The organism is Microbacterium sp. CCNWLW41, assembly GCF_037083505.1.
On the sequence record NZ_JBAOJP010000004.1, the window covers coordinates 267637 to 288656 of the forward strand.

At 71.8% G+C, this 21020-nt stretch carries 22 protein-coding genes; 8 read left to right on the top strand and 14 right to left on the bottom strand.

Annotated features, from left to right (window positions below):
• Positions 1-45: 45 nt before the first annotated feature.
• Positions 46-417 (bottom strand): MerR family transcriptional regulator, encoded by a 372-nt coding sequence (locus tag V6R91_RS16425; RefSeq protein WP_336396110.1) that lies wholly within the window; start codon positions 415-417, stop codon positions 46-48.
• A gap of 78 nt (positions 418-495) precedes the next feature.
• On the opposite strand from V6R91_RS16425, the gene V6R91_RS16430 reads away from it, so the two are divergent.
• Positions 496-1095, top strand: coding sequence for a DUF998 domain-containing protein (locus V6R91_RS16430; RefSeq protein WP_271060589.1), 600 nt, complete (start codon positions 496-498; stop codon positions 1093-1095).
• A 39-nt stretch (positions 1096-1134) separates the two neighbouring features.
• Here the strand turns inward: V6R91_RS16430 and V6R91_RS16435 are convergent, their stop codons facing one another.
• The 3 genes from V6R91_RS16435 to V6R91_RS16445 are packed head-to-tail and all read right to left on the bottom strand — an operon-like array spanning position 1135 to position 4391.
• Positions 1135-1755, bottom strand: a complete 621-nt coding sequence (locus V6R91_RS16435; RefSeq protein WP_336396111.1) for an NADPH-dependent F420 reductase — start codon at positions 1753-1755, stop codon at positions 1135-1137.
• The gene (locus tag V6R91_RS16440) at positions 1752-2972 is read right to left on the bottom strand and encodes an FAD-dependent monooxygenase (protein ID WP_336396112.1); all 1221 of its coding nucleotides are present in this window, start codon (positions 2970-2972) and stop codon (positions 1752-1754) included. The genes V6R91_RS16435 and V6R91_RS16440 overlap by 4 nt, the downstream gene beginning before the upstream one ends.
• Before the next feature lie 39 nt (positions 2973-3011).
• Positions 3012-4391: an MFS transporter gene (locus V6R91_RS16445; RefSeq protein ID WP_271060592.1), complete on the bottom strand. Its 1380-nt coding sequence runs from the start codon at positions 4389-4391 to the stop codon at positions 3012-3014.
• Positions 4392-4541: 150 nt separating this feature from the next.
• Between V6R91_RS16445 and V6R91_RS16450 the strand changes: the two genes are divergently transcribed.
• Positions 4542-5441, top strand: coding sequence for a LysR family transcriptional regulator (locus tag V6R91_RS16450; protein ID WP_271060593.1), 900 nt, complete (start codon positions 4542-4544; stop codon positions 5439-5441).
• 58 nt (positions 5442-5499) lie between these two features.
• Here V6R91_RS16450 and V6R91_RS16455 read toward each other — a convergent pair whose 3' ends face one another.
• Both V6R91_RS16455 and V6R91_RS16460 read right to left on the bottom strand, forming a co-directional pair.
• Positions 5500-5988, bottom strand: a complete 489-nt coding sequence (locus V6R91_RS16455) for a YbaK/EbsC family protein (protein ID WP_271060594.1) — start codon at positions 5986-5988, stop codon at positions 5500-5502.
• Positions 5985-6551, bottom strand: coding sequence for a helix-turn-helix domain-containing protein (locus V6R91_RS16460; RefSeq protein WP_336396113.1), 567 nt, complete (start codon positions 6549-6551; stop codon positions 5985-5987). The genes V6R91_RS16455 and V6R91_RS16460 overlap by 4 nt, the downstream gene beginning before the upstream one ends.
• A 102-nt stretch (positions 6552-6653) precedes the next feature.
• Between V6R91_RS16460 and V6R91_RS16465 the strand changes: the two genes are divergently transcribed.
• Both V6R91_RS16465 and V6R91_RS16470 read left to right on the top strand, forming a co-directional pair.
• The gene (locus V6R91_RS16465) at positions 6654-7163 is read left to right on the top strand and encodes a hypothetical protein (RefSeq protein WP_336396114.1); all 510 of its coding nucleotides are present in this window, start codon (positions 6654-6656) and stop codon (positions 7161-7163) included.
• A gap of 159 nt (positions 7164-7322) precedes the next feature.
• Complete coding sequence (locus V6R91_RS16470; RefSeq protein WP_336396115.1) at positions 7323-7781, top strand: GNAT family N-acetyltransferase; 459 nt, start codon at positions 7323-7325, stop codon at positions 7779-7781.
• Between the two features lie 206 nt (positions 7782-7987).
• Here the strand turns inward: V6R91_RS16470 and V6R91_RS16475 are convergent, their stop codons facing one another.
• The 3 genes from V6R91_RS16475 to V6R91_RS16485 are packed head-to-tail and all read right to left on the bottom strand — an operon-like array spanning position 7988 to position 11225.
• Positions 7988-8797, bottom strand: coding sequence for an alpha/beta hydrolase (locus tag V6R91_RS16475; RefSeq protein WP_271062709.1), 810 nt, complete (start codon positions 8795-8797; stop codon positions 7988-7990).
• Positions 8794-9957: an FAD-dependent oxidoreductase gene (locus V6R91_RS16480; protein WP_336396116.1), complete on the bottom strand. Its 1164-nt coding sequence runs from the start codon at positions 9955-9957 to the stop codon at positions 8794-8796. The genes V6R91_RS16475 and V6R91_RS16480 overlap by 4 nt, the downstream gene beginning before the upstream one ends.
• Before the next feature lie 14 nt (positions 9958-9971).
• Positions 9972-11225: a carboxylesterase family protein gene (locus tag V6R91_RS16485; protein ID WP_336396117.1), complete on the bottom strand. Its 1254-nt coding sequence runs from the start codon at positions 11223-11225 to the stop codon at positions 9972-9974.
• A gap of 91 nt (positions 11226-11316) precedes the next feature.
• On the opposite strand from V6R91_RS16485, the gene V6R91_RS16490 reads away from it, so the two are divergent.
• Positions 11317-11892, top strand: coding sequence for a TetR/AcrR family transcriptional regulator (locus V6R91_RS16490; RefSeq protein ID WP_271062706.1), 576 nt, complete (start codon positions 11317-11319; stop codon positions 11890-11892).
• A 45-nt stretch (positions 11893-11937) separates the two neighbouring features.
• Here the strand turns inward: V6R91_RS16490 and V6R91_RS16495 are convergent, their stop codons facing one another.
• Positions 11938-12723 (bottom strand): DNA/RNA non-specific endonuclease, encoded by a 786-nt coding sequence (locus tag V6R91_RS16495; RefSeq protein WP_336396118.1) that lies wholly within the window; start codon positions 12721-12723, stop codon positions 11938-11940.
• Positions 12724-12828: 105 nt separating this feature from the next.
• Here V6R91_RS16495 and V6R91_RS16500 point away from each other — a divergent pair, with 105 nt between their 5' ends.
• From V6R91_RS16500 to V6R91_RS16510, 3 genes are read left to right on the top strand one after another with little or no spacing between them, the layout of a single operon-like run.
• Complete coding sequence (locus V6R91_RS16500) at positions 12829-14040, top strand: serine hydrolase domain-containing protein (RefSeq protein ID WP_336396119.1); 1212 nt, start codon at positions 12829-12831, stop codon at positions 14038-14040.
• Positions 14037-14735, top strand: coding sequence for a TetR/AcrR family transcriptional regulator (locus V6R91_RS16505; protein WP_336396120.1), 699 nt, complete (start codon positions 14037-14039; stop codon positions 14733-14735). The genes V6R91_RS16500 and V6R91_RS16505 overlap by 4 nt, the downstream gene beginning before the upstream one ends.
• A 46-nt stretch (positions 14736-14781) precedes the next feature.
• A complete protein-coding gene (locus V6R91_RS16510) occupies positions 14782-15585 on the top strand; it encodes a DUF1206 domain-containing protein (protein WP_336396121.1) in 804 nt (267 codons plus the stop codon).
• Between the two features lie 73 nt (positions 15586-15658).
• On the opposite strand, the gene V6R91_RS16515 is transcribed toward V6R91_RS16510, so the two are convergent.
• The 4 genes from V6R91_RS16515 to V6R91_RS16530 form a co-directional block, all read right to left on the bottom strand.
• Complete coding sequence (locus tag V6R91_RS16515; protein ID WP_336396122.1) at positions 15659-17077, bottom strand: MFS transporter; 1419 nt, start codon at positions 17075-17077, stop codon at positions 15659-15661.
• A gap of 114 nt (positions 17078-17191) precedes the next feature.
• Positions 17192-18343 carry an NAD(P)/FAD-dependent oxidoreductase gene (locus V6R91_RS16520; protein ID WP_336396123.1) on the bottom strand — a complete coding sequence of 384 codons (1152 nt, stop codon included), beginning with the start codon at positions 18341-18343 and terminating at the stop codon, positions 17192-17194.
• Between the two features lie 100 nt (positions 18344-18443).
• Positions 18444-18701: a YHS domain-containing protein gene (locus V6R91_RS16525; protein ID WP_067242764.1), complete on the bottom strand. Its 258-nt coding sequence runs from the start codon at positions 18699-18701 to the stop codon at positions 18444-18446.
• 46 nt (positions 18702-18747) lie between these two features.
• A complete protein-coding gene (locus tag V6R91_RS16530) occupies positions 18748-21015 on the bottom strand; it encodes a heavy metal translocating P-type ATPase (protein WP_336396124.1) in 2268 nt (755 codons plus the stop codon).
• Positions 21016-21020 lie beyond the last annotated feature (5 nt).

Below are 21020 nucleotides of genomic sequence, written 5' to 3' on the forward strand. Positions count from 1 at the left end.
ACGTTCAAGTGTTTGAGTGGCTTCCGGGGCCGAGGGGTGGCGCGGTCACCGCCCCCGGTCGGGCTCGTCGGGCGCGACCGCGAGCTCGCGGAGCGCGTCGCGCACCGCGTCGCGTCCGCGCGTCAGCTCCGCGATCCGCTCGTCGAGGACGCGCAGCTGCTCGTCGAGCAGGGCGGCCCGCTGCGCGCGGCCCATGGTGTCCCAGTCCCGCATCCTGGTGCGCATCTGAGCGAGTGAGAACCCTGCGGCGCGCCCCGCCGCGATGAGCTCGATGCGACGCACCGCCGCCGGGCCGTAGTCCCGGTATCCGTTCGGATGCCGAGCGATCTGACCCGGGCTGAACATGTCCTGCTGCTCGTAGTAGCGGATCGCTGAGGGCGCGAGACCGGTCCGCCGAGCGAGTTCGCTGATTCTCATGGGCTCCTTGACCTTCAACCTGCTTCAGTCTCTAGCGTTCCAGGAGTCCTCGCCACCGAACGTCGAAGAAGGATCTCCATGGCACATCCTCTCCTGCTCCTCGCGACCGGACTCTTCGTGATCCGGCTCGTCCTTTTCGCGACGCTGCATCTCCTGCCGGGCGGGGTCCATCCCCTGCGCGAGACGGTCAGCGACTATGCCGCGTCTCCCTCCGCCCGCACACGGAGGATCGCGGCGGCCGCGTCCTGGACAGCGGCGACCGCCTGGGCGGCCCTGGGCGCCGGGGTGCTGAGCGACGCCGCGCTGGGGTCGCGCCGCCTGGGCGTGGGCGCCTGGCTGATCGTCCTCGGCCTCGTCGTCGCGGCGATGCCGTTCGTCCCCACCGACCGGTCCGGGCAGCCCGCGACGATCCGGGGCCGGATCCACCTGCTGTTGGCGATCGGCTGGTTCACCCTCGCCTCCTCGACCATCGGACCGCTCGGGCGTCTGCTCTCGGGGACACCCGCGTTCGTCGTCGGTGTGCTGGACCCGGTTGCGGCGGTGTCCCTCGCCGCCCTCGTGATATCGATGGTGTTCCCGGACCTTCGAGCCCGGACGTTCGGCGCGAGCGAACGTGTGTTCATCCTCGTCGTGACGCTCGCCCCGCTCATCGCCGCCGCCGCTCTCACTGCCCGCTGACCTGACGGAGCAGGTACGGACTGCTCGCTCCGATGCCGGCTAGGACAGGAGCGCGAACCCGGACTCGTAGCGCGTCTTCCCCAGGGCGGCCATGATGATCTGGAGGAAGCCCATGGCCTCCAGCTCCCGTGCGCGGGTGAGCGGGCCGACGTCGACGGCCCGCATCCCCGCCGCCTCGACGAGCGCGGCGACCGACATCTTGGCATCCGCATAGTCCCCGGCGTACAGCACTGTCGTCGGCGTCGTGCCGTTCGTGCCGCTGGTGAGCGTGTCTCCGAGGTTCACGTTGAAGGCCTTCACCACGGCGGTGCCTTCGGGCAGCAGAGCGGCGAGCTCCGCGGCCGTGGAGGAATCGGCGGGGGAGATCAGCTGGTCGTACGTGGTGAAGTCGATCGGATTGCTGATGTCGATCACGACCTTGCCGGCGAGACGGTCCCGATAGTGGTCGAGGACGCTCGAATACGCGCCGTAGGGCACGGCCAGGACCACGAGGTCGCCGGTCAGGTCGTCGCCGAGGACTCCATACTCGAGGCCGGGGCGAGCGGCGGACATGCTCGTCGCACGGCGTTTGATGACCTGGATGCGGGCGCCGGCCCGCTCGGCGACCTCGGCGATGGCGCCGCTCATCTTGCCGCTTCCGATGATGCTGATCGATGTCATGCGTACTGGACCTTCCTGAATCGGGCGAGCGCGCGCTCGGCGACCTTCTGGGCGTCGTAGTCGAACACCACGCCGCGGCGGAAGTCCCGGCCGACGCGGATGTCCGCGTCGCGCTTGGACAGATCCGCGAACTCGTTCTGGGCGTCGAACATCGCACCCGCTCGCCGGGACCCGTTCTGCAGGATCGCGGTGCGTTGCATGCGGACGGCGGTGTACCGACGGAAGGCCTCGGGGATGTCGGAGACGTCGTCCGCTGCCGCGAGGAACGTGGCCAGGGCCATGCTGTCCTCGATCGCCTGGTTCACCCCCTGCCCCTGGTGGGGCAGCATCGTGTGCGCCGCGTCGCCGAGCAGCGTGATCGGGCCCCGCGACCAGTCGGTCAGCGGGTCGTGGTCGAAGAGTCCCCACCAGAAGGTCTTCTCGATGCGGCCGATGAAATGGCGCAGCCGGGGATCCCAGCCGTCCCCTGCGAACTCGGCGGCGAGCTCCGCGACATCCGCCGGACCGGACCAGGGCCCATGCAGGGGGCGGTCGCTCGGGATTCCGGCGACGAAGTTGAACAGCCTGCGCTGCTGCAGCGGATAGCACATGAAGTGCCTGCTGTCGCCCATCCAGACCTGGCTGATCATGGGCCAGTCGTCCGGCAGACGCGCGGCGTCGACGACGCCGCGATAGACGATGTACCCCGAGTAGACGGGCTCGGGGTGCTGACCGACGGCCTGCCGCACCACGGAGTGGATGCCGTCCGCGCCGATCACGGCGTCGAACACCTCCTCGGCGCCGTTGCCGAACCGCGTCCGTACGCCCGTGTCCTCCGCCTCGACAGACACGAGGCGGTGACCGAGGCGGACCGTGTCGGGATCCACCTCCGCGGCGAGGGCGGCGATGAGGTCCGGACGGTACATCCCGATGTTCCGGTACTGCCGGGAGGTGTCCTCCCAGGCCGCATCGGTGACGACCTCGCCGAGGGCGTTCAGGTAGACGCCGTGTCCGTCGGGGACGGCTCCGGCCTGCCGGATGCCGTCGAGCACGCCGAGTCGGTCGAGGACCCGCGCGGCATTGGGCGCGACGGTGACCCCGGCGCCGACCTCACCGAGCTGCGCGGCCTGTTCGAACACGGTCGCACGGAGTCCCGCGATCCGGCGGAGAGCGATGGCGGCCGTGAGCCCGCCCATCCCTCCGCCGATGATCGCAATCCTGGTGTCCTGATCTCGCATGGGTTCTCCTTGACGGCGTCGCAGCGGACTGCGCGGTGGTTATCGGGTCGGCGCGAGGCTCTGCGCGGTGTTCCTCGGCGTGAAGACGGTGGCTCCCTGCGCCTGCTCGGTCTCGTGGTCCGGCCCCAGCGGGATCCCGCTGCGGTCCCGGAGACACAGCGTCGCGCCGGCGCCGAGGAGCGTGGCGAAGAGCAGGTACGCCGAGACGGAGGCCGTGGTGCCCGTGGCGCCCAGCAGCATCTGCGCGATCATCGGCGCGAACGCCCCGCCGAGCACCGCGCCGATCGCATAGGTGATGGAGACGCCGGAGAAGCGGACGGACGCGGGGAAGATCTCCGCGTACCACGCGGCGAGCGGGCCATAGGTGAGCCCGAGTCCGCTCGAGATGAGCAGGACCGCGACGTAGAGGCCGGGAAGGCCTCCGGCGTCGACGAGCCAGAAGACGGGGAACACGACGACGGCCTGGATGCCGAAGCCGATGAGGAAGGTGGCCCTCCGTCCGATCCGGTCCGCGAGACGACCCGCGAGGAGCGTCGAGAAGAACCAGACGACGGCCGCGAACACGGCGGCGAGGAGAACCGCCGTGGTGTCGAGGCTCTGGACGCTGATCGCGTAGTTGTTGAGGAACCCGCCGGTCGTCATGTACCCGAGGGTGCCGTTGCCCACGAACACCAGGGCAGCGAGGAAGACGAGATGTCCGTGGCGCCGGAAGAGGGTCACGATCGGGAGGGACTCCTGCTTCCCGCGTCGGGCGATCTCGGCGAAGACCGGGCTCTCGGCCACCGAGCGCCGGATCACGAAGCCGACGACGATGAGCACGACGCTCACGAGGAACGGCACACGCCAGCCCCACTGCAGGTAGGCCTCACCGGGAGAGATGAGCCCGGTCATGAGCGCGGTCATGCCGGAGGCCAGCAGGAACCCGAGCGGCACGCCGAGCTGGGGCCAGGATCCCGCGCGACCGCGACGGTCGGCGGGGGCGTGCTCGACCGCCATCAGGACGGCACCGCCCCACTCCCCGCCGGCCGAGAGGCCCTGCAGGATCCGCAGCAGGAGTAGCAGCACCGGTGCCGCGATGCCGATCTGCGCGTACGTCGGGAGCACGCCGATGAGCGTCGTGGCCGCGCCCATGAGGACCAGGGTGGCGACCAGCATGGCGCGGCGGCCGATGATGTCGCCGAAGTGCCCGGCAAGGAAGGCGCCGAGCGGACGGAAGAGGAAGGAGATGCCGACCGTGGCGAAGGAGAGCAGGAGCGCGATCTCCTTCCCGGCCGGCTGGAAGAACAGCTGCGCGAAGACGAGCCCGGCGCTCGTGGCGTAGATGAAGAAGTCGTACCACTCGATCGTGGTGCCGATGATCGTCGCGAACGCGATCCGGCGCTGGGACGCGGGATCGCCGGTGGCGGGGGTGGAGGTCATTGTTGTCCCTAACGTCATTGTTCTCCCTCCGGAAGGAGGGATCGGGAATCGGGTCCTCCTATCGTGGAGCCGTTGTCACTGCATGTAAATCGCACTAATCCGCGGATATAATTCAGTCAGACTGAAGAAGCCGACCGGACGAGGCATGACATGGATGTGAGCCTGCGGCAGCTGGAGCTGTTCGCCGCGCTGCCGGACTTCTCCACGTTGAGTGCCGCCGCAGCGCACCTCCACATCTCCGAGTCCGCGTTGTCGCAGGCGATCACGGCCTTGGAGAAGGCGGTCGGAGAGCAGCTGTGCGTCCGGCGCAAGGCGCGCGGTCTCACCCTGACACCGACCGGCCAGCGGTTCGCCGAGAACGCCCGGAGGATCGTCGCGGACACCCGGGAGCTCGTGCTCGGCGCGGGGCGGGACGGAGAGCTTCGGGGGCCGGTGAAGCTCGGCTGCTACTCGAGCTTCGCTACGAACGTCGTCCCGGAGCTTCTGGAGGGGTTCCCCAAGCGGCATCCCGGTGTGCAGCTCGAGATCATGGTGGGCACCAACGAGGAGCTGCTCTCCGGTCTGGAGGCCGGGCGGCTGGATGTGGCTCTCGTCTTCGACGTGTCCCTGCCCGTGGGGTATCGCCGCCGCCGGATCTACGCCACGCGGCTCGAGGTCCATCTGCATCCCGATCACCCGCTGGCATCCGCTCCCGCGGTGGATCTGGCGCAGCTCGCCGACGAGCCGTTCATCCTCTACGACGCGACGCCCGGGACACGCAATGTGACCGACGCCTTCTCGGCCCGGGGGCTCGAACCCCGGATCGAGGCGCGGGTTCCGCAGATCTCGCTCGTCGAGGCGCTCGTCGGACGCGGGGTCGGGTACGGCCTGCTCATGTCACGACCGAACACCCTGCCCATGAGCACTGAGGGGCGTCCCGTCGTGATCCGCCCGCTGGACCCGCCGGTCACCGTCTCGCACGTGGTGGGCATCTGGCCCGCGGACATGTCGCTCACCCCGCGGGCCTCCGCCCTCCTCGACTTCGCGGTGGAGAAGCTCGGCACCTCATGAGATGAAGCAACGAACCGTGCGCCGCGCTGCGGCGATGACGCGAGCTCGGCGACCCGGCTCAGTCCGTGGCGACCCGCACCCGGCGGCCGCCGGTGAGCGCCGACAGGGAGTCGATCGTGAGCGGCATCACCGTGTGCGGCGTCCCCGCCGCCGCCCAGATCGTGTCGTAGTCGGCGAGGGCCTCGTCGATGACCGTGGGCACCGGGGCGGGGTGCCCGACCGGCGCGACTCCGCCGATCGCCTGCCCGGTGACGGTCCTGACCTGCTTCGCCGTGGCCATCTCGATGCGCGCGGCCCCGAGCTGGCCCGCGAGGACCGCCGGATCCACGCGATGACGCCCGCTCGTCATGACGAGCACGGGCTCGTCGTCGGCGAGGAACAGCAGGCTGTTGGCGATGGCGCCCACCTCGCATCCGAGCGCTGCCGCCGCCTCCGTCGCCGTGCGGGCGGAGTCGGGAAGCTCGCGGACGCGCGCGGTGATCCCGGCGTCGGTCACGTGCTGCTGGACGATGCGGCTGCGCTCGGGCAGCGTCTGGTCGACGGTCATTCGTGCTCCTCTGTCCGTCGGGGCGGTGTCGCCCTGGCGGGTGTGGTGGCGGGTGGGTAGTGCATGAGCAGGACGACGCGGGCAGAGGCGTCCAGAGCTTGAAAGCGATGCGGGATGTCGCCGCGGTAACGCAGGCTCTCCCCGGCGCCGAGCTCGCGTTCGTGCCCGATCGGACCGATGCGGACGCGTCCGCCGAGGACGGTGACGGTCTCCTCGACGCCGTCCGCGTGACCGTGGCTCTCCTGCCGATCCGTCGTCAGGGTCGCCCGATACGCCTCGACCAGCCCCTGATCGTCGTCCCAGCGGTCGAGGAGGACCGCGCTCACCGATGCGCCGGCGACCGGCGCGGCATCGGCGCCCGCGCGCTCGGGCAGCAGCGCGCTGAGCGGGGCGTCCAGGGCGGTGGTCAGCGCGAAGAGGGTGTCGAGGCGGGCGCCGCGGAGACCGTTCTCCAGTTCCGAGATCGTGCCCTTGCCGACGCCGCTTCGGCGTGCCAGCTCGGACAGCGACACGCCCCGGTCCGCGCGCAGCGTGCGCAGCATCGTCCCGAGCGCGTCCGGCACGGCTCACCTCCGTTCTGTTAACAGAACCCTATGTCGCGCACCCCTTCACGGCAAGGATCGGGGCACGTACGAGGCCAACAGCACCTCGATAGCATGCGGGAGATGAAGCACGACGTGGCCGCGTGGGGCGAGGACGGCGCGCAGGGGCTGCCCGAGGCGTACTCCGGTGCGCTGGCGGGCGCCCTCACGTACCACGCCGCCTTCCTCCTGATCCTGATCGCGCAGGAGTGGAGGCATCCCGGCGGCCCGCTCCCGTACGGGGCGCCGGGGCAGGCTCTCGCCGTCATGTCGATCGTCGCCGTGTCGCGCGTCATCGTCGCGCGGGTGCGGAGGTCGGCATCGGCGGCCTCCCGGGCGATCGGGGGCGATCTCGTCGTCCTGTTCCTGGTCCTGGCCATCATCGCCCTGGTCGCGCTTCCTCGGGACTCGTCGGGTGCCGTGCTCTTCGCGTTCATCACGATGACGCCGGTCAGCATCGCGCTCGTGACCCTGGTCTCCGCGCTCTCGCTGCTCGTCCAGCGCTCTCGTACCCTCCGGATCGTCCTCGCGATCGTGGTCGTCATCGACGCGGTGCTCGCCGTCGTCGCCATCGGGCTCGGGATGAACGGCTGAGCGCGCTTCACCGCACGTTCGTCGGTCCTGGGACGAGGGAGGCCGGCGGATCCCGCCGAGGGCCGCGCCGCATATCGCGAACGACCGGGGAGGTCGACCCCCGGGCGGATCTTCGGCGCGCTCGATATCGTGGCTGGCGCACCGTGAGGAAGGGACCAGATGGCGATCCAGATCAGACGCATCACGCCGGAAGACGCGGGCGAGGTGCTCACCCTCCAGCGCGCGGCGTTCGTCTCGGAGGCGCTCGTGTATCGGGACCCGGATCAGCCGGCGCTGACCCAGACCCTGGAGCAGGTCGAGGCGGAGCTGCGGGATGCGCAGGGATTCGTCGCCGTCCTTGCGAACCGGATCGTCGGCGCCGTCCGAGCACGCGAGCGGGACGGGGTGCTGCAGATCGGTCGGATCGCCGTCGCACCCGACGTCCAGGGGGAAGGCATCGGCCGGCGGCTTCTCGAGGCGATCGAGGCGGACACCGACTGCGCCGAGGCCGAGCTCTTCACCGGCAGTCTCAGCGAGGCCAACATCGCGTTGTACACCGACTGCGGCTACCGGGAGGCCGAGCGGATCGACCAGGGAGACGGCACGGCCCAGGTCTTCCTTCGCAAGCGCCTGCGGTAGCGGCGGCGTCGGGTGTCGCGGTTCCCGTCCCGCGGAGGACCTGCTTGCGCGACATCGCGCCTCCCGTCAGCCGGACCGCGGGCCGGCCATCCGGGAAGCCGTCCGGCGAGGAAGAGAAGACGCGCGGTGCCGGCCGGGAGTCGGGCTCTCCCGGCCGGACCGCGCGTCCGTCCCCTGTGCGGCGCCGGAGGCGACCGCACCGTTCGTCAGGCGATGCTCTGCAGCACCTCCCGGGTCTGGGCGGCGACCTCCCCGGGCAGCTCGATGCCGGGGAAGTGGGTCTCACCGTCGAGCCGTGCATAGCTGAACCACGGGTTGGCCGCCGCGTACTCCGCGTGCAGGCGGTCGTACGCCTCGTCCTTCGGGTGGCTGAAGACGTGCCGGATCGGTCGTGGCGCGGACAGCTGGGACATGCGCCCCATCGGCGAGCCCCACTGCGCGTACGCGGCCTGCACCTCACGGCCCGAGCGCGCCCACATGTCGTACCCGAACCCGCCCGCGTCGAAACGCACATGGTCCAGGACCGCCTGGTTCGTGCTGCCGTCGAGCCATGACTGGAGCAGGCCGTCCCTGGCCGCCTTCCAGGTGGCGCGGTCCTGCAGGGCGGCGACCCCCGCGGCGAACTCGGCCGGCGGAGGGGTCATGATCAGGTCCAGGAGGATCACGGCGGGCACCCGGTCGGGGCCGAGCCGCTCCGCCATCTCCAGTCCCACCCATCCGCCGTGCGCGTGGGAGAGGGGGACGAAGCTCTCCACGTCCAGGGCGTCGAGGAGCCCGATCGTGTCGGCGGTCTGTTCCGCGACGCCGAAGTCGCCCCGTGGGGTGCGGTCGGGGCCGTGACCGCGCCAGCAGACGCGGATCACTCGGAAGTCGTCCCGAAGCAGGGGCAGCAGGCCGGTCCAGGCGCGGTGGTCGTGCGCCCAACCGTTCAGCAGCACGATCGCCGGGGCATGCGGGGCGTAGCCCTGGTCGTCGAACGCGATGTCCACATCTCCTACGCGCATCGTCGTGATCATGGGGTGTCTCCTGTCGTTTCTCTGAGGACGGGTGCGGACCGGGCGCCGATCGCCGGCCGCTCCCTGGTCGCCGCCAGGGCGGACCTCTGGACGCCGGGGAGCACCCCGGCCGCGCGCAGCAGCGCCGACCTCGGCGCGTTCGGCAGCCGGTCGAGACCGCGCATGCGGAACGACGTCAGCTGGGTCCGTTCCACCGCCGGTCGCTGCCGCCGCTCCCAGACCCGGAGGGCGTTCGGCATGTCCGATGCGCCGGTGACGGCGTGGGCCAGCGACAGGGCGTTCATCATCGCCGTCCCGCCGCCCTGCCCGAGGTACGGCGGCTGGGCGTGGGCGGCGTCGCCGAGGACGGCGACACGACCCCGAGACCACGCGGTGAGCCGGACCAGCTCGAATCGGGACCAGGGCACCACCGCCACGGGCTCGGCGCGCAGCAGGGAGTCGAGCGCCGGGAAGTCCCGCTCCCAGCCGTGCGCCGGACCCGACCCCGCGCCCCTGTCGTCTCCGGCCTCGCTGACGAGCGCCACGTACGTGAGCTCAGGCGTGCACGGCGTCACGAGGACGCGCCGGCGCGGGCCGAAGTACTCGGCGTGCACGTCGAAGTCGTCGCCGGGGGTCGTGCGGATCATCATGCGCGCCGCTCCCTGGCGCATCTGCACCCGCTCCTGGAGGAGGCCGAGACGATCGCGCAGACGAGACCCGACCCCGTCGGCGCAGACGACCAGGTCCGCACGCCGCTCTTCGTCGGCCAGGGTGAGCGTCCCCGCGGGATCGACGTCCAGGCAGGTCGAGGTCGTGCGCAGGTCGACCGCGGACGCCTCGGCCGCCGATCGGAGCGCGTCGATCAGCGTCTCCCGCAGCACCGTGAAGCAGCGGGTGCGTCCCTCGGCGTTGATCGGGATGCGGTACAGCGTGCGCCCGAGACGCGAGCGTGCCTCGACCGCCGGTGCGATCCGCGCTCCCCGGGTGGCGTCGTCGAACGCGCCCAGGCTCTCCAGAGCGGCCAGCCCGTTGTCCCAGAGATAGATCCCGGCGCCGACGGCGCGGATACGGTCCTGTCGCTCATGCAGCGTGACGCGCCACCCGCGCTGCGCGAGCGCGATCGCCGTGCTGAGGCCGGCGATCCCGCCGCCGACCACCTCTGCGGTGCCTGCTTCGGACACGTCCACGCCTCCGATCAGAGCGCCTGCGGCGGGCGACCGACGGCGTGCGCGTCCCAGCCCGGATCGCCGTCGCGGACGAAACCGGCCCAACGTCTCTGCACGGACGCCCGCGCCTCGGCGGTCCGCTGCGGCGGGATCCCCGCGAGCATCGGCGCGTCCTGCCAGTCCTCGGGGGCGCCGAAGAGCAGCGGGAGCTCGAAGCAGTGACAGGCGCCGAGAGGATTGGCGTCACCGTGCCTCTCGAACCGGTACAGGTGGGCGTGTCCGCCGTTCTCGGACCAGCGATCGGCCAGCTCCGTCGCCCCCTGCGCGAAGACCGTCTGCGTCATCATCTGTCGCAGGCGATTGGCGGCGTCCGCCTCCTCGGACCCGGGGTCGTGCGGATTCGCGACGAACGCCGCGGCCTCGTCGGCCGTGGTGCCGATCAGCAGCTCGACATCGGGGATCCGTGCGTCGACGGCCTGTTGCCAGACCTCCGGTTCCGGCAGGGGGTCGACACCCCAGACCGGCTGGAAGGGTGGCGCGGCGCGCAGCAGGCCCGCACCGGCGAGGGCCTCGGCCGCGCGCTCCTGCGTCGCCAGCACGTCCTCGACCGAGCACGTCGTCAGATCCGTCCCGGCGTTCGCGGCGACGATCGCGGCGACGCGTGCGGCATCCGCGGCGGAATGGAAGCCGAGTCCGATCGGCGCGCTCTGGACGACCGCGCGACGGAACAGCCCCCGCGTCTCATCGATGCCCAGCATCGCCACGATCGCCTGCGCGCCCGCGGACTGGCCCGCCACCGTGACGCGGCGGGGGTCACCGCCGTACGAGGCGATGTGTCGCTGCACCCACCCCAGCGCCGCGATCTGGTCCGCCAGGCCGCGGTTCCCGGCGCTGATCCCGGGGACCGGGGCGTAGCCGAGCAGTCCGAGGCGATGGCTCACCGCCACGACGACCATCGGGCCGCGCGCCGCGAGCGCGGTCGCGTCGTAGAGGTTCCAGCCCCCGGACCCGGTGAGGTAGGCCCCGCCGTGAAGCCACACGAGGACGGGGAGGGGGGTCGGATCGACGGAGGCAGGCGCGAAGATCGTGAGCTCGAGGCAGTCCTCCTGCTGCTCCAGCGGCGCCGCGGTACCCATCACCAGGGCCAGACGACTGGGCTGCTGCGGTGCTTCGACGGAGATCCCGCCGGGGACGGGCGGCCCGGCGGGCACCGGCGCGGGGCGGCCGAACCGCTCCGCCTGGGCGTAGGGGATGCCGCGGTGCACGCGGATGGGAAGCATCATCGCCCTCCTCTCAACGCAAGTCCACTTGCGGTATGGCGAGACTAGGGCTTCCGACTGGTTAACGCAAGACAGCTTGCGTTAAGATCCGAGCATGGCGTCATCCCTCCCGACCAAGCAGAAGCGCGGTGAGGCGCTGCGTCGTGCGGTGATCGACGCGACGTTGGAGCGCATCGAGCGCGAGGGGATCGACCAGGTGCGGATCTCCGATGTCGCGCAGGCGGCGGGCGTCCACGAGACGTCGATCTACCGGCGCTGGAGAACGCTGCCGCAGCTGCTGCTGGACGCGCTGCTCTCGCAGGTCGACGAGCGGATCACGATCCCGGACACGGGGGACGTGGAACGGGACCTCACGACCTTCGTCGAATCGCTCGTCGCGTTCTGCCGGTCGCCGATCGGCGCGGGGCTCGTTCGGAGCAGCTCGCTCGCGGACGATGCCGATGTCGCCACGGCGCGGGCGGGGTTCTGGGAGGTGCGGATGGCCGCCTCGGAGGAGATCGTGCGCCGTGGCATCGCGGCCGGCCGACTGCGGCCCGACACCGACCCGCGTCTGGTGATCGCGATGCTCGGGGGAGTCGTGCATCTGTACGTGACGCAGTTCGATGGGGAGATGCCCGAAACGCTGGCCGAGCAGGCCGTGTCCGTCGTCCTCCGCGGCGTCGCGCGATGATCCCGCAGACGGAGTCGGGACGCCTCCGACGTCGGGATCCTGCGGTCAGAGCCTGATGTCGCGGACGTCCGAGAGCGGGTGCCAGGACGGCGGGCGGGTCGTCGTCCGAGTGAGGACGTCCGCGTCGCTCAGCGGTCCGGCGTCGAGTCCGGCGAGGGCGGCGATGTCCCCGACGGGCACCTGGAAGGTGCGAAAGGCGCCCAGGGCGGGCGGAGCGATCCTCGCATCCGTGGTGTCGACGAGGTCGGACTGATCGAGGACGAAGCCCGCGGACGCGAGTCCTGTCGGTCCGCTCCACGCGGCGATCTTCCAGAACCGCAGCGGGACGCGGATGCCCCGGTACGCCGGGTCGTCGTCGGCGAGGATCGGCGCGGTGAAGACGGAGACCCGCTGAGCGGTGGCCTCCGCGTACCGGAGCACGTGGTCCTCCAGGCCCAGCCAGAGCAGCGGTGACTGGTTGAAGCCGGCGGCCTGGGGCGCGGCGTTCGGGTAGGCGAAGGTCGCGCGCATCGCGGCGCGCGCCTGATCCGCATCGCCCCAGCCGGGGTCCCGACGACGCACGAGGTGGCCGCGATCGAGATCGTTGCCGGAGTAGACCTCCGCCCCCGTCTGCTCGTGGGCGGGCAGGCGCGGATCGAGATGCCAGTCGCCGTCGCGCGGCAGGTCCCGGAGATGGGGACCGTCGATGTTCACGCCGGTCACGGCGGCCAGGCGGCGCTCGGGAGCGAGCAGCACCGTGAAGCGGGGGTAGTCGAGGCGGCGCACCGGGGCGGACGGCGACGGCAGGGGGACGGCGGCGGTCAGGAACTCGGCATCGTAGCCCTCGGTCATCTCCCTATCGTGTCGGATCCGGCGCTCGCGGGAAAGTCGTCCACGGCGGTGTCACCAGCGGTGACATACACTGGGATCCACGACCCGCAGGGGAGGGGAAGCCGGATGACGATCGGCAGAGTGATGGGCGCGCTGGGCGTCGCGACGGCGGCCGCGGCCGGGGGAGCGTGGCTGTGGCGCCACCAGGGGGAGATCGCCGCGCGTCGCCCGCTGAACTCGTGGACCTTCACGCACATGGATACGCTGATGCCCCGCGAGCTCGTGCGCCGGAGCGACCGGGTGCGGCCGCTGCCGCGGGCCCGGGTCGGTCTTTCGACGCGGGCGCTGCGCTACCGCCACGGGGGCGCGACGTACTCCCTCGACGATCTGCACCGGCGCACGCACACCAGGGGATTCCTCGTCGTCCATCGCGGCGAGGTGCTGCACGAGGAGTACCGCGGGCCGTGGGCGGGGCCGAAGACCCGCTTCCAGCTGTTCTCGCTGACGAAGTCGGTGACGTCGATGCTCGTCGGGATCGCGCTCGAGCGCGGCGAGATCGGCGCCGTCACGGACCAGGTGGTGGATCATCTGCCCCAGCTGCGGGGATCCGGGTACGACGGGGTCACGCTCGCGCATCTCCTCGACATGACCAGCGGCGTCGGCGACCTGGAGGACTGGACGGTCCCCGACGCGCCCGTCCGCCGCTTCGAGGCCGCGGTGACGACGGGGGGATCGGTGCTCGACGTCATCCGCTCCACCCCGCGTCGTCGCGCTCCGGGCGCGTCGTTCATGTACTCGACGCTGGATTCGCACGTCATCGGCTGGATCCTCGAGGCGGCGACCGGGAAGACGCTCGCGCGCTATGCGGAGGAGCGGCTCTGGGGGCCGATCGGAGCGGAGGCCGATGCCTTCTACTTCCTCACCCGGGGGCGCCCGAGGACGGCGCTCGGCGGGGGCTCGCTGAACGCCACGGTCCGCGACGTGGCGCGGGTGGGCATGGTGATGGCCTCGGCGGGGCGCCTGGACGGTCAGCAGATCGTCCCCGCGGAGTGGGTCGCGCGCAGCCGGGGCTCGGAGCTGCCCGCGCTCGAGGTCGGCGCGATCGAGGGCGGCGGCGGATATCCGCACTACGGCTATGCCAACCAGTGGTGGACGCTCGGAGGCGAACGGCGGGCCTTCACCGGCCTGGGCGTGCACGGGCAGTACCTGTGGGTCGACCCGGACTCGGAGACCGTGATCGTCAAGACCAGCGCGTGGAACGACCCCGACGACGCCGCCAGGGACCGGGAGACCTGTGCGGCGCTGTCCGCGGTGGTCGCCGCCGTGGAGCGACGATGAGCGGGGCGTCGGGCCGGGCGCCGGGGCGTCGGGCGAGGGCGACCCTCACGAGGTCGGGCATCCTCGACGCCGCGACGCGCATCGTCGTGGCCGGCGGGCCGGCGGCCCTCACGCTTCGCCGGCTCGGGACCGTGCTCGGCGCCGACCACACCGCGGTGCTGCGGCATTTCGCGTCGAAGGACGAGATCGTTCTCGCGATGGCGGAGCGGATGCTCGACGGGGCCATCGCCGACGTCGCGCCGGGGCCGGACTGGGCCGAGACGTTTCGCGATCTTGCCCGTCGCCTGCGCCGCGCGTGCCTCGTGCAGCCGGCCGTCGCGGTGCTCGTCGCCACACGGATCACGCGCAGCCCCGCGGAGTTCCGCGGCGCCGACCTGGTCCTCGCCACCCTGGAGCGCGCGGGGTTCCGGGGCAGGGGGGCCGTGGTGCTCTACCGGGTCCTCACGGATCTGGTGTTCGCGGTCAGCGCCTACGAGGCCTCTGCCTCGCTGCTGGATCCGGAGTCCCGTGCGGGCGATCGGCTCGCCCTGGGCCATGACTACCTGCGCGCCTCGCCCGCGGAGTATCCGCACCTCGCGGCGGCCGCTCCGCAGCTGGTGGGCATCGGCGACGACGAGGTGTTCGAGACCTCGCTCGCGCTCGTGCTCGACGGCCTCCGGTTCCGGCTGAGCACGCGGGAGGCCCCGTTCCGGTGAGCGCAAGGGCCCTGCCTGCGGCGACGGCGCCCGGTACCCTGCCCCCGTGAAGACTCCCCGAGGCGCCGCCCGCGCCGCTCGCCGGTCGACGGCCTTTCGGCGGACGGCCCGCGCCGGATACGTCGTGCTGGGACTGGTGCACCTCATGATCGGTGCCATCGCGCTGTCCGTCGCGGTCGGGGCGGGCGGCGACGCCGACCAGGACGGCGCTTTGGAGGGGATCCGAAGGCTCCCGATCGGCGGGCTCCTGCTCTGGGCGGTCGCCGCCGGGCTCGTCGTGCTGGCGGTCTGGCAGCTCGTCTCCGCCGTCGTGACGGTCCGGGACGGCGAGGCTCGCACCTGGGCTCGGCGCGCGGTCATCGTGGGAGCCGCCGTCGCGTACCTCGCTATCGCCGCCACCGCCGCGGTGATCGCGCTCGGAGGGCGCGCGGAGTCGGAGGAGACGTCCCAGGGAGTGAGCGCCGGGGTCCTGTCCACGCCGGGCGGCGTCGTGCTGCTCGTGCTCGTCGGGGCGGGGGTGTTCGCCACCGGGGTGGGGTTCGGCGTCGCGGGCGTCACTCGAGGGTTCGAGAAGACGATGCGCCTGCCCGCCGGCCGGATCGCTCGCAGGATCACGGTGGCCGTGGGCGTGGTGGGCTACGTCGCCAAGGGGGTCGCCGTGGCGGCGACCGGCGCGCTGTTCGTCCTGTCGGCGTTGACGCGTGATCCGTCCCAGGCGTCCGGCCTCGATGGCGCGCTGCATCGGATCGCGGCGCTGCCGTTCGGGCGGGCGCTGCTGTGGGCCGTCGGGGTGGGGCTGGTGGCGTACGGGCTGTTCTGCCTCGCACGCGCCCGGTACGCCAGGATGTAGCACCTCCGGCTCCGGATGGCGAGGAGGGGACCGGCGCGCCGGGCGCCGGTCCCCTCCTCGACCGCTGTGCGTGTCAGCCGCGCAGGGCAGCGTCGTGGCGGTGCGTCCGGTACAGGATCGCCGTGAGGAGCGCGCCGGCGAGGGCGATGATCGCCGCCGTCACGAACGCGGCCGAATATCCGCCCGTCAGCGCCACCGGGTCGCCGAGCTGCCCCGCCCCGAACCCCGCGGCGACGGCCGCGACCACGGCGAGCCCGATCGCGGATCCGACCTGGTAGCTGGTGTTCACGATGCCCGAGGCGAGTCCTCCCTCCTCCGGCGGGGCCGCCGAGATGGCGATCTGCAGCGACGGGATGAACGCCAGCGCCTGTCCGAACGCGACGACCAGCGACGGGCCGAACGCGTCCACCCAGTAGTTGCCGTCGGGGCGGATGAAGGCCATCCACACCAGGCCGGCGGAGAGGATCAGCAGGCCCACCACGATCGGGGCCTTGGGACCGAACGCCGCCATGATCCGCGGAGCGAGCACGATCATGCCCAGCATGATGAGCACGGTCATCGGCAGCAGCGCGGCGCCGGCGGGGAAGGCGCTGAAGCCCAACACCTGCTGCAGGTACAGGTTCAGGAAGAACCACATGGGCACCCAGGCGGCCCCGAGGAGGACCTGCGCCAGGTTCGCGGCGCCGAGGTTCGGCGAGCGGAAGATGGACAGCCGCATCAGCGGCTCGCGCTTGACGCGCTGGATGATGAGGAACAGCACCAGCAGCACCACGCCGGCCCCGATCGCGATCCACGTCTCGGCGGATCCCCACCCGGCCACCTCGGCCCGGACGATCCCGTAGACGAGCGCGGCGAGGCCGAGAGTGACGGTCAGCGCGCCGATCACGTCGACCGACCCGCGGGCGCCGACCTTGCCGGAGGGCAGCGCGCGCCACATCAGCAGCAGCACGAGCGCGGCGATCGGGACGTTGATGAAGAACACCCACGGCCAGGAGGCGAACTCGGTGATCACTCCGCCGAGGAACACGCCGGCGGTGCCGCCCGCGGGGGCCGCGGCGCCGTAGAACGCCATCGCCTTCGTGAGCTCGCGGGGATCCGATCCGAAGAGCATCATGAGCAGCGTGAGTGCGGCCGGGGCGATCAGTGCGGATCCGACGCCCTGGAGGACGCGGCCGATGAGCTCGACGGGGACGTCGCCGGCGAAGCCGGCGACCAGGGAGCCGATGGCGAGGATCACCCAGCCCGCGGCGAACATCCTCCGCGGACCGAGCAGATCGGACAGGCGGCCGCCGAGCAGCAGCAGGCCGCCGAGGGCGATGACGTACGCATTGAACACCCAGGAGAGGTCGTGGGGCGTGAAGCCGAGGTCCTTCTGCATCTGGGGGAGCGCGACGCCGATGATCGACGCGTCCATGATGACCATGAACTGCGCCAGGGCGATGATGGCGAGGCCCCACCAGCGCGTCGTGCTCTTAGTGGTTGGGGAAGACACGGCGAACTCCGTTCGGTTCGTTGACGAGAGTGCGGACCGGATTGGTCCCGACAGAGGATAATACCCTAGGGGGGTAGGGTATTCCCGAATCCGGCGATCCGGACGTGCGGAGCGTCACCGCTCCGGCTCCGCGTGCAGCGTGGGCGCCGCGGCGAAGACGACGCCCACGGCGTCGACGGCGCCGAGACCGATGTGGCGACGTCCCTGCAGGTGCCGAATGACGAACGCGTCGCCCGCGTCGCGCGTTCCGGGAGAGGACAGCAGCCCGGCCCCGGAGACGGCGAGCCCGTGGACCATGGCGGTGAACGGGCTCCGCGGGCGGTACGGCCCCGGATCCTCGCCCCGGCCCAGGTCCGCGAGGACGGCGCGTGCCGCATGGGCGCCCTGCGCCGCGGATTCCTCCCAGTGATCGATTCGCCAGGGGCCGGGCAGATGGTCGTGGTGGCGAGCGACCCCGCCGGCCGCGTACACGCCCGGATAGGGGGTGCGCAGACCGGCGTCGACATCGACCCCGTCGGTCCACGGCGAGGGGGCGGAGGGGACGGACCCGAGCGCGGCCAGCACCAGATCCGCGCGCACGATGGTCCCGTCGTCGAGATCGAGGATGACGCTCTCGTCGCCGGCGTCGAGCCGGACCAGGACGCGGCCGAGGAGCGTCCGCACGCGCTCCCGGTGTACCCGGACGAGGAGTTCGGCGATCTCGTCGCCGAATGCGGCCCGCCCCGGGACGTCGCTGCGCGCGATCAGCGTGACGCGGTGCCCCGCGCGGTGGAGGGTCGAGGCCGTCTCCGCGGCGATCGCGCCGCCGCCGAGGAGGGCGACGTCCGCGCCGCCCGGGTGGCGGCTGAGCAGGTCGCGGATGCGCACCGCGTCGGCGATCCCGTGCAGCGTGTGCAGGCGCCCGGAGGCGAGGGCGTGATCGCGGCCGGGAAGGTCCGGAGGGAGTTCCCGTGCCGTGCTTCCCGTGGCGACGACGATCGCGTCGGCGGTGAGGGTTCGGCCCGAGGACAGCTCGATCTCGCGCCGCTCGCGGTCCACCCGCACGGCGGCGTCGGCGACGATATCGGTCTGGGGAAGGCCGATCGCGACCAGCTCCGGGGCGAGCGGGCCGAAGGCGACGGAGGGGAGCAGCGTCCGGATGAGCGGGCCTTCGCCGGCCGGCGTGAACACGGTGAGGCGGAGGTCCTCGCGGGCGGCGAGCGCGCGGGCCGCGGCGGCTCCGGCGGCGCCGGCCCCGAGAACGGCGATGCGGGGAAGGGGGGTCATGGGTTCTCCCAGGTGTGGATGACCGGAAAGGATGTGGGGACGACAAAGGCAGGGGGCGAGGCGCGGTGTCTTCCGCGGCCTCGCCCCCTGCCGTGCGTGTTCAGGCCATGTTGGCCGCGTAGGTGGCCGGGGCCGAGTCGAAGGCCGGGCCGCACCCGGCGCAGCAGAAGTAGTACCGCTCGCCTTCGTAGTCACGGAACAGCCCTGCCGCCTCCGCGGCCTTCTTGCTGACGGGGTTGCCGACCATCACCGGGCAGGTCGTCATGTCGTCGGCCGGTGCGCTGAGGAGCTCGACGCGCGCGGCGCCGCCGGCTCCGGTGCTGCAACAGCTCGACGTCGGCTGGAGGTCTTCGGTCATCGGGGGTTCCTTTCGTGTTCTTCCAGGGGTGGGTGGATCCGCGGCGTCACTGCGCGACGCTGCGGAATCCGCGCAGGCGCAGGCTGTTGCCGACGACGAAGACGCTCGAGAACGCCATCGCCGCTCCTGCGAGCATCGGATTGAGCATGCCCAGCGCCGCGATCGGGATCGCCGCGACGTTGTAGGCGAACGCCCAGAACAGGTTCGTCTTGATGGTGCTCAGCGTCTTCCGCGACAACCGGATGGCGTCCACGGCGCTGCGCAGGTCTCCGCGGACCAGCGTGATGTCGGACGCCTCGATCGCGACATCGGTGCCCGTGCCCATCGCCAGGCCCAGGTCGGCCTGGGCGAGCGCCGGGGCGTCGTTGACGCCGTCGCCGACCATCGCGACCACCTTGCCCTCCTGCTGAAGCCGGGTGACGACGTCGACCTTGTCCTGCGGAAGCACCTCGGCGTACACGTGCTCGATCCCGACCTCGGCCGCGATGCGGTGCGCGACCGCCTCGTTGTCACCGGTCAGGAGCACCGGGGTGAGCCCGATCTCCTTGAGCTGAGCGATCGCGTCGGCGCTGGTCGGCTTCACCGTGTCAGCGACGACCAGAACGCCGCGGGCGGCGCCGTCCCATCCGATCGCGACCACGGTCTTGCCCTCCTCCTCGGCGCGTGCCTTGGCGGACGCCACCTCCCGGGAGAGGTGGAGCGACCAGTCGGCGAGCAGGGACTCCCGCCCGACGACGACGGACGTGCCCTCCACGATGCCCTGGACGCCCTTGCCCTCGATGTTGGCGAAGTCCTCGGGAACCGGGAGCGATCCGACCTCCTGGGTGGCCGCCTTGGCGATCGCCTGGGCGATCGGGTGCTCGGAGGCGTCCTCGAGGGCCCCGGCCAGACGCAGCAGCTGCGCCCGGTCCACGCCCGGCTCGGTCACCACGTCGACGAGCGTCATCTTGCCGGTGGTCACCGTGCCGGTCTTGTCGAGCACGACCGTGTCGACGCGGCGGGTGGATTCGAGGACCTCCGGCCCCTTGATCAGGATCCCCATCTGCGCGCCCCGGCCGGTCCCGACCAGCAGTGCGGTCGGCGTCGCCAGGCCCAGCGCGCACGGGCACGCGATGACGAGGACCGCGACGGCGGCCGTGAAGGCGGCGGCGACGGGGAACCCGGCGCCGAGCCAGGCGCCGAGGGCCACGAACGCGATGACGATCACGATGGGGACGAAGACGCCGGAGATCCGGTCGGCCAGGCGCTGGACCTCGGCCTTGCCCGTCTGGGCGTCCTCCACCAGCTTCGCCATCTGGGCGAGCTGGGTGTCCGCGCCGACGCGGGTGGCGCGGACCACGAGACGTCCGCCCGCGTTCACCGTCGCCCCGGCGACCGCGTCGCCCTCGCCGACCTCGACCGGCACCGACTCTCCGGTCAGCATGGACGCGTCGACCGCGGACGTGCCGGAGACGACGACGCCATCGGTCGCGATCTTCTCACCGGGGCGGACGACGAACTCGTCGCCCGCCTGCAGCTCCTCGATCGGGATGCGGACCTCGGCGCCGCCGCGGAGGACGGCCACCTCCTTCGCGCCGAGCTCCAGCAGCGCGCGGAGGGCAGCGCCGGCCTGGCGCTTGGAGCGCTTCTCGAAGTAGCGCCCGGCCAGGATGAACATCGTCACCCCGGCGCCCACCTCCAGGTAGATGTTGGCCGCGCCGTCCGACGGCGCGATCGTGAGCTCGAACGGGTGTGTCATCCCCGGCGTGCCCGCGGTGCCGAAGAACAGCGCGTACAGCGACCAGAGCAGGGCGACGGAGGTGCCCATCGAGATGAGCGTGTCCATCGTCGCGGTGCCGTGACGCAGGTTCGTCCACGCGGCCCTGTGGAACGGCCACGCGGCCCAGACGATCACGGGCGCCGCGAGAGCGAGGGACGCCCACTGCCAGTACGTGAACTGCAGCGCCGGGATCATCGCCATCGCGATGACCGGCACGGTCAGCACGATAGACCCGATGAGCCGGTGCCGCAGCGCGGTGAGCTCGGGATCGGCGTCGTCCTCTTCGCCGCCCGCCGGGGCGGACGGGCCGGAGGCCTTCGGCGCGGGAAGCGCCGCGGTGTACCCGGTCTTCTCCACCTCGGCGATCAGCAGGGCGGGGTCGTACCCGTCGGGGACGGTCACCTTGGCCTTCTCCGTGGCGTAGTTCACGGCCGCGGTGACGCCGTCGAGCTTGTTGAGCTTGCGCTCGATGCGGTTCGCGCAGGAGGCGCAGGTCATCCCGCCGATCGTGAGTTCGATGCCGGTTCCGCCCGCGGGGGGCGCTGATGTGCTCATCCTCT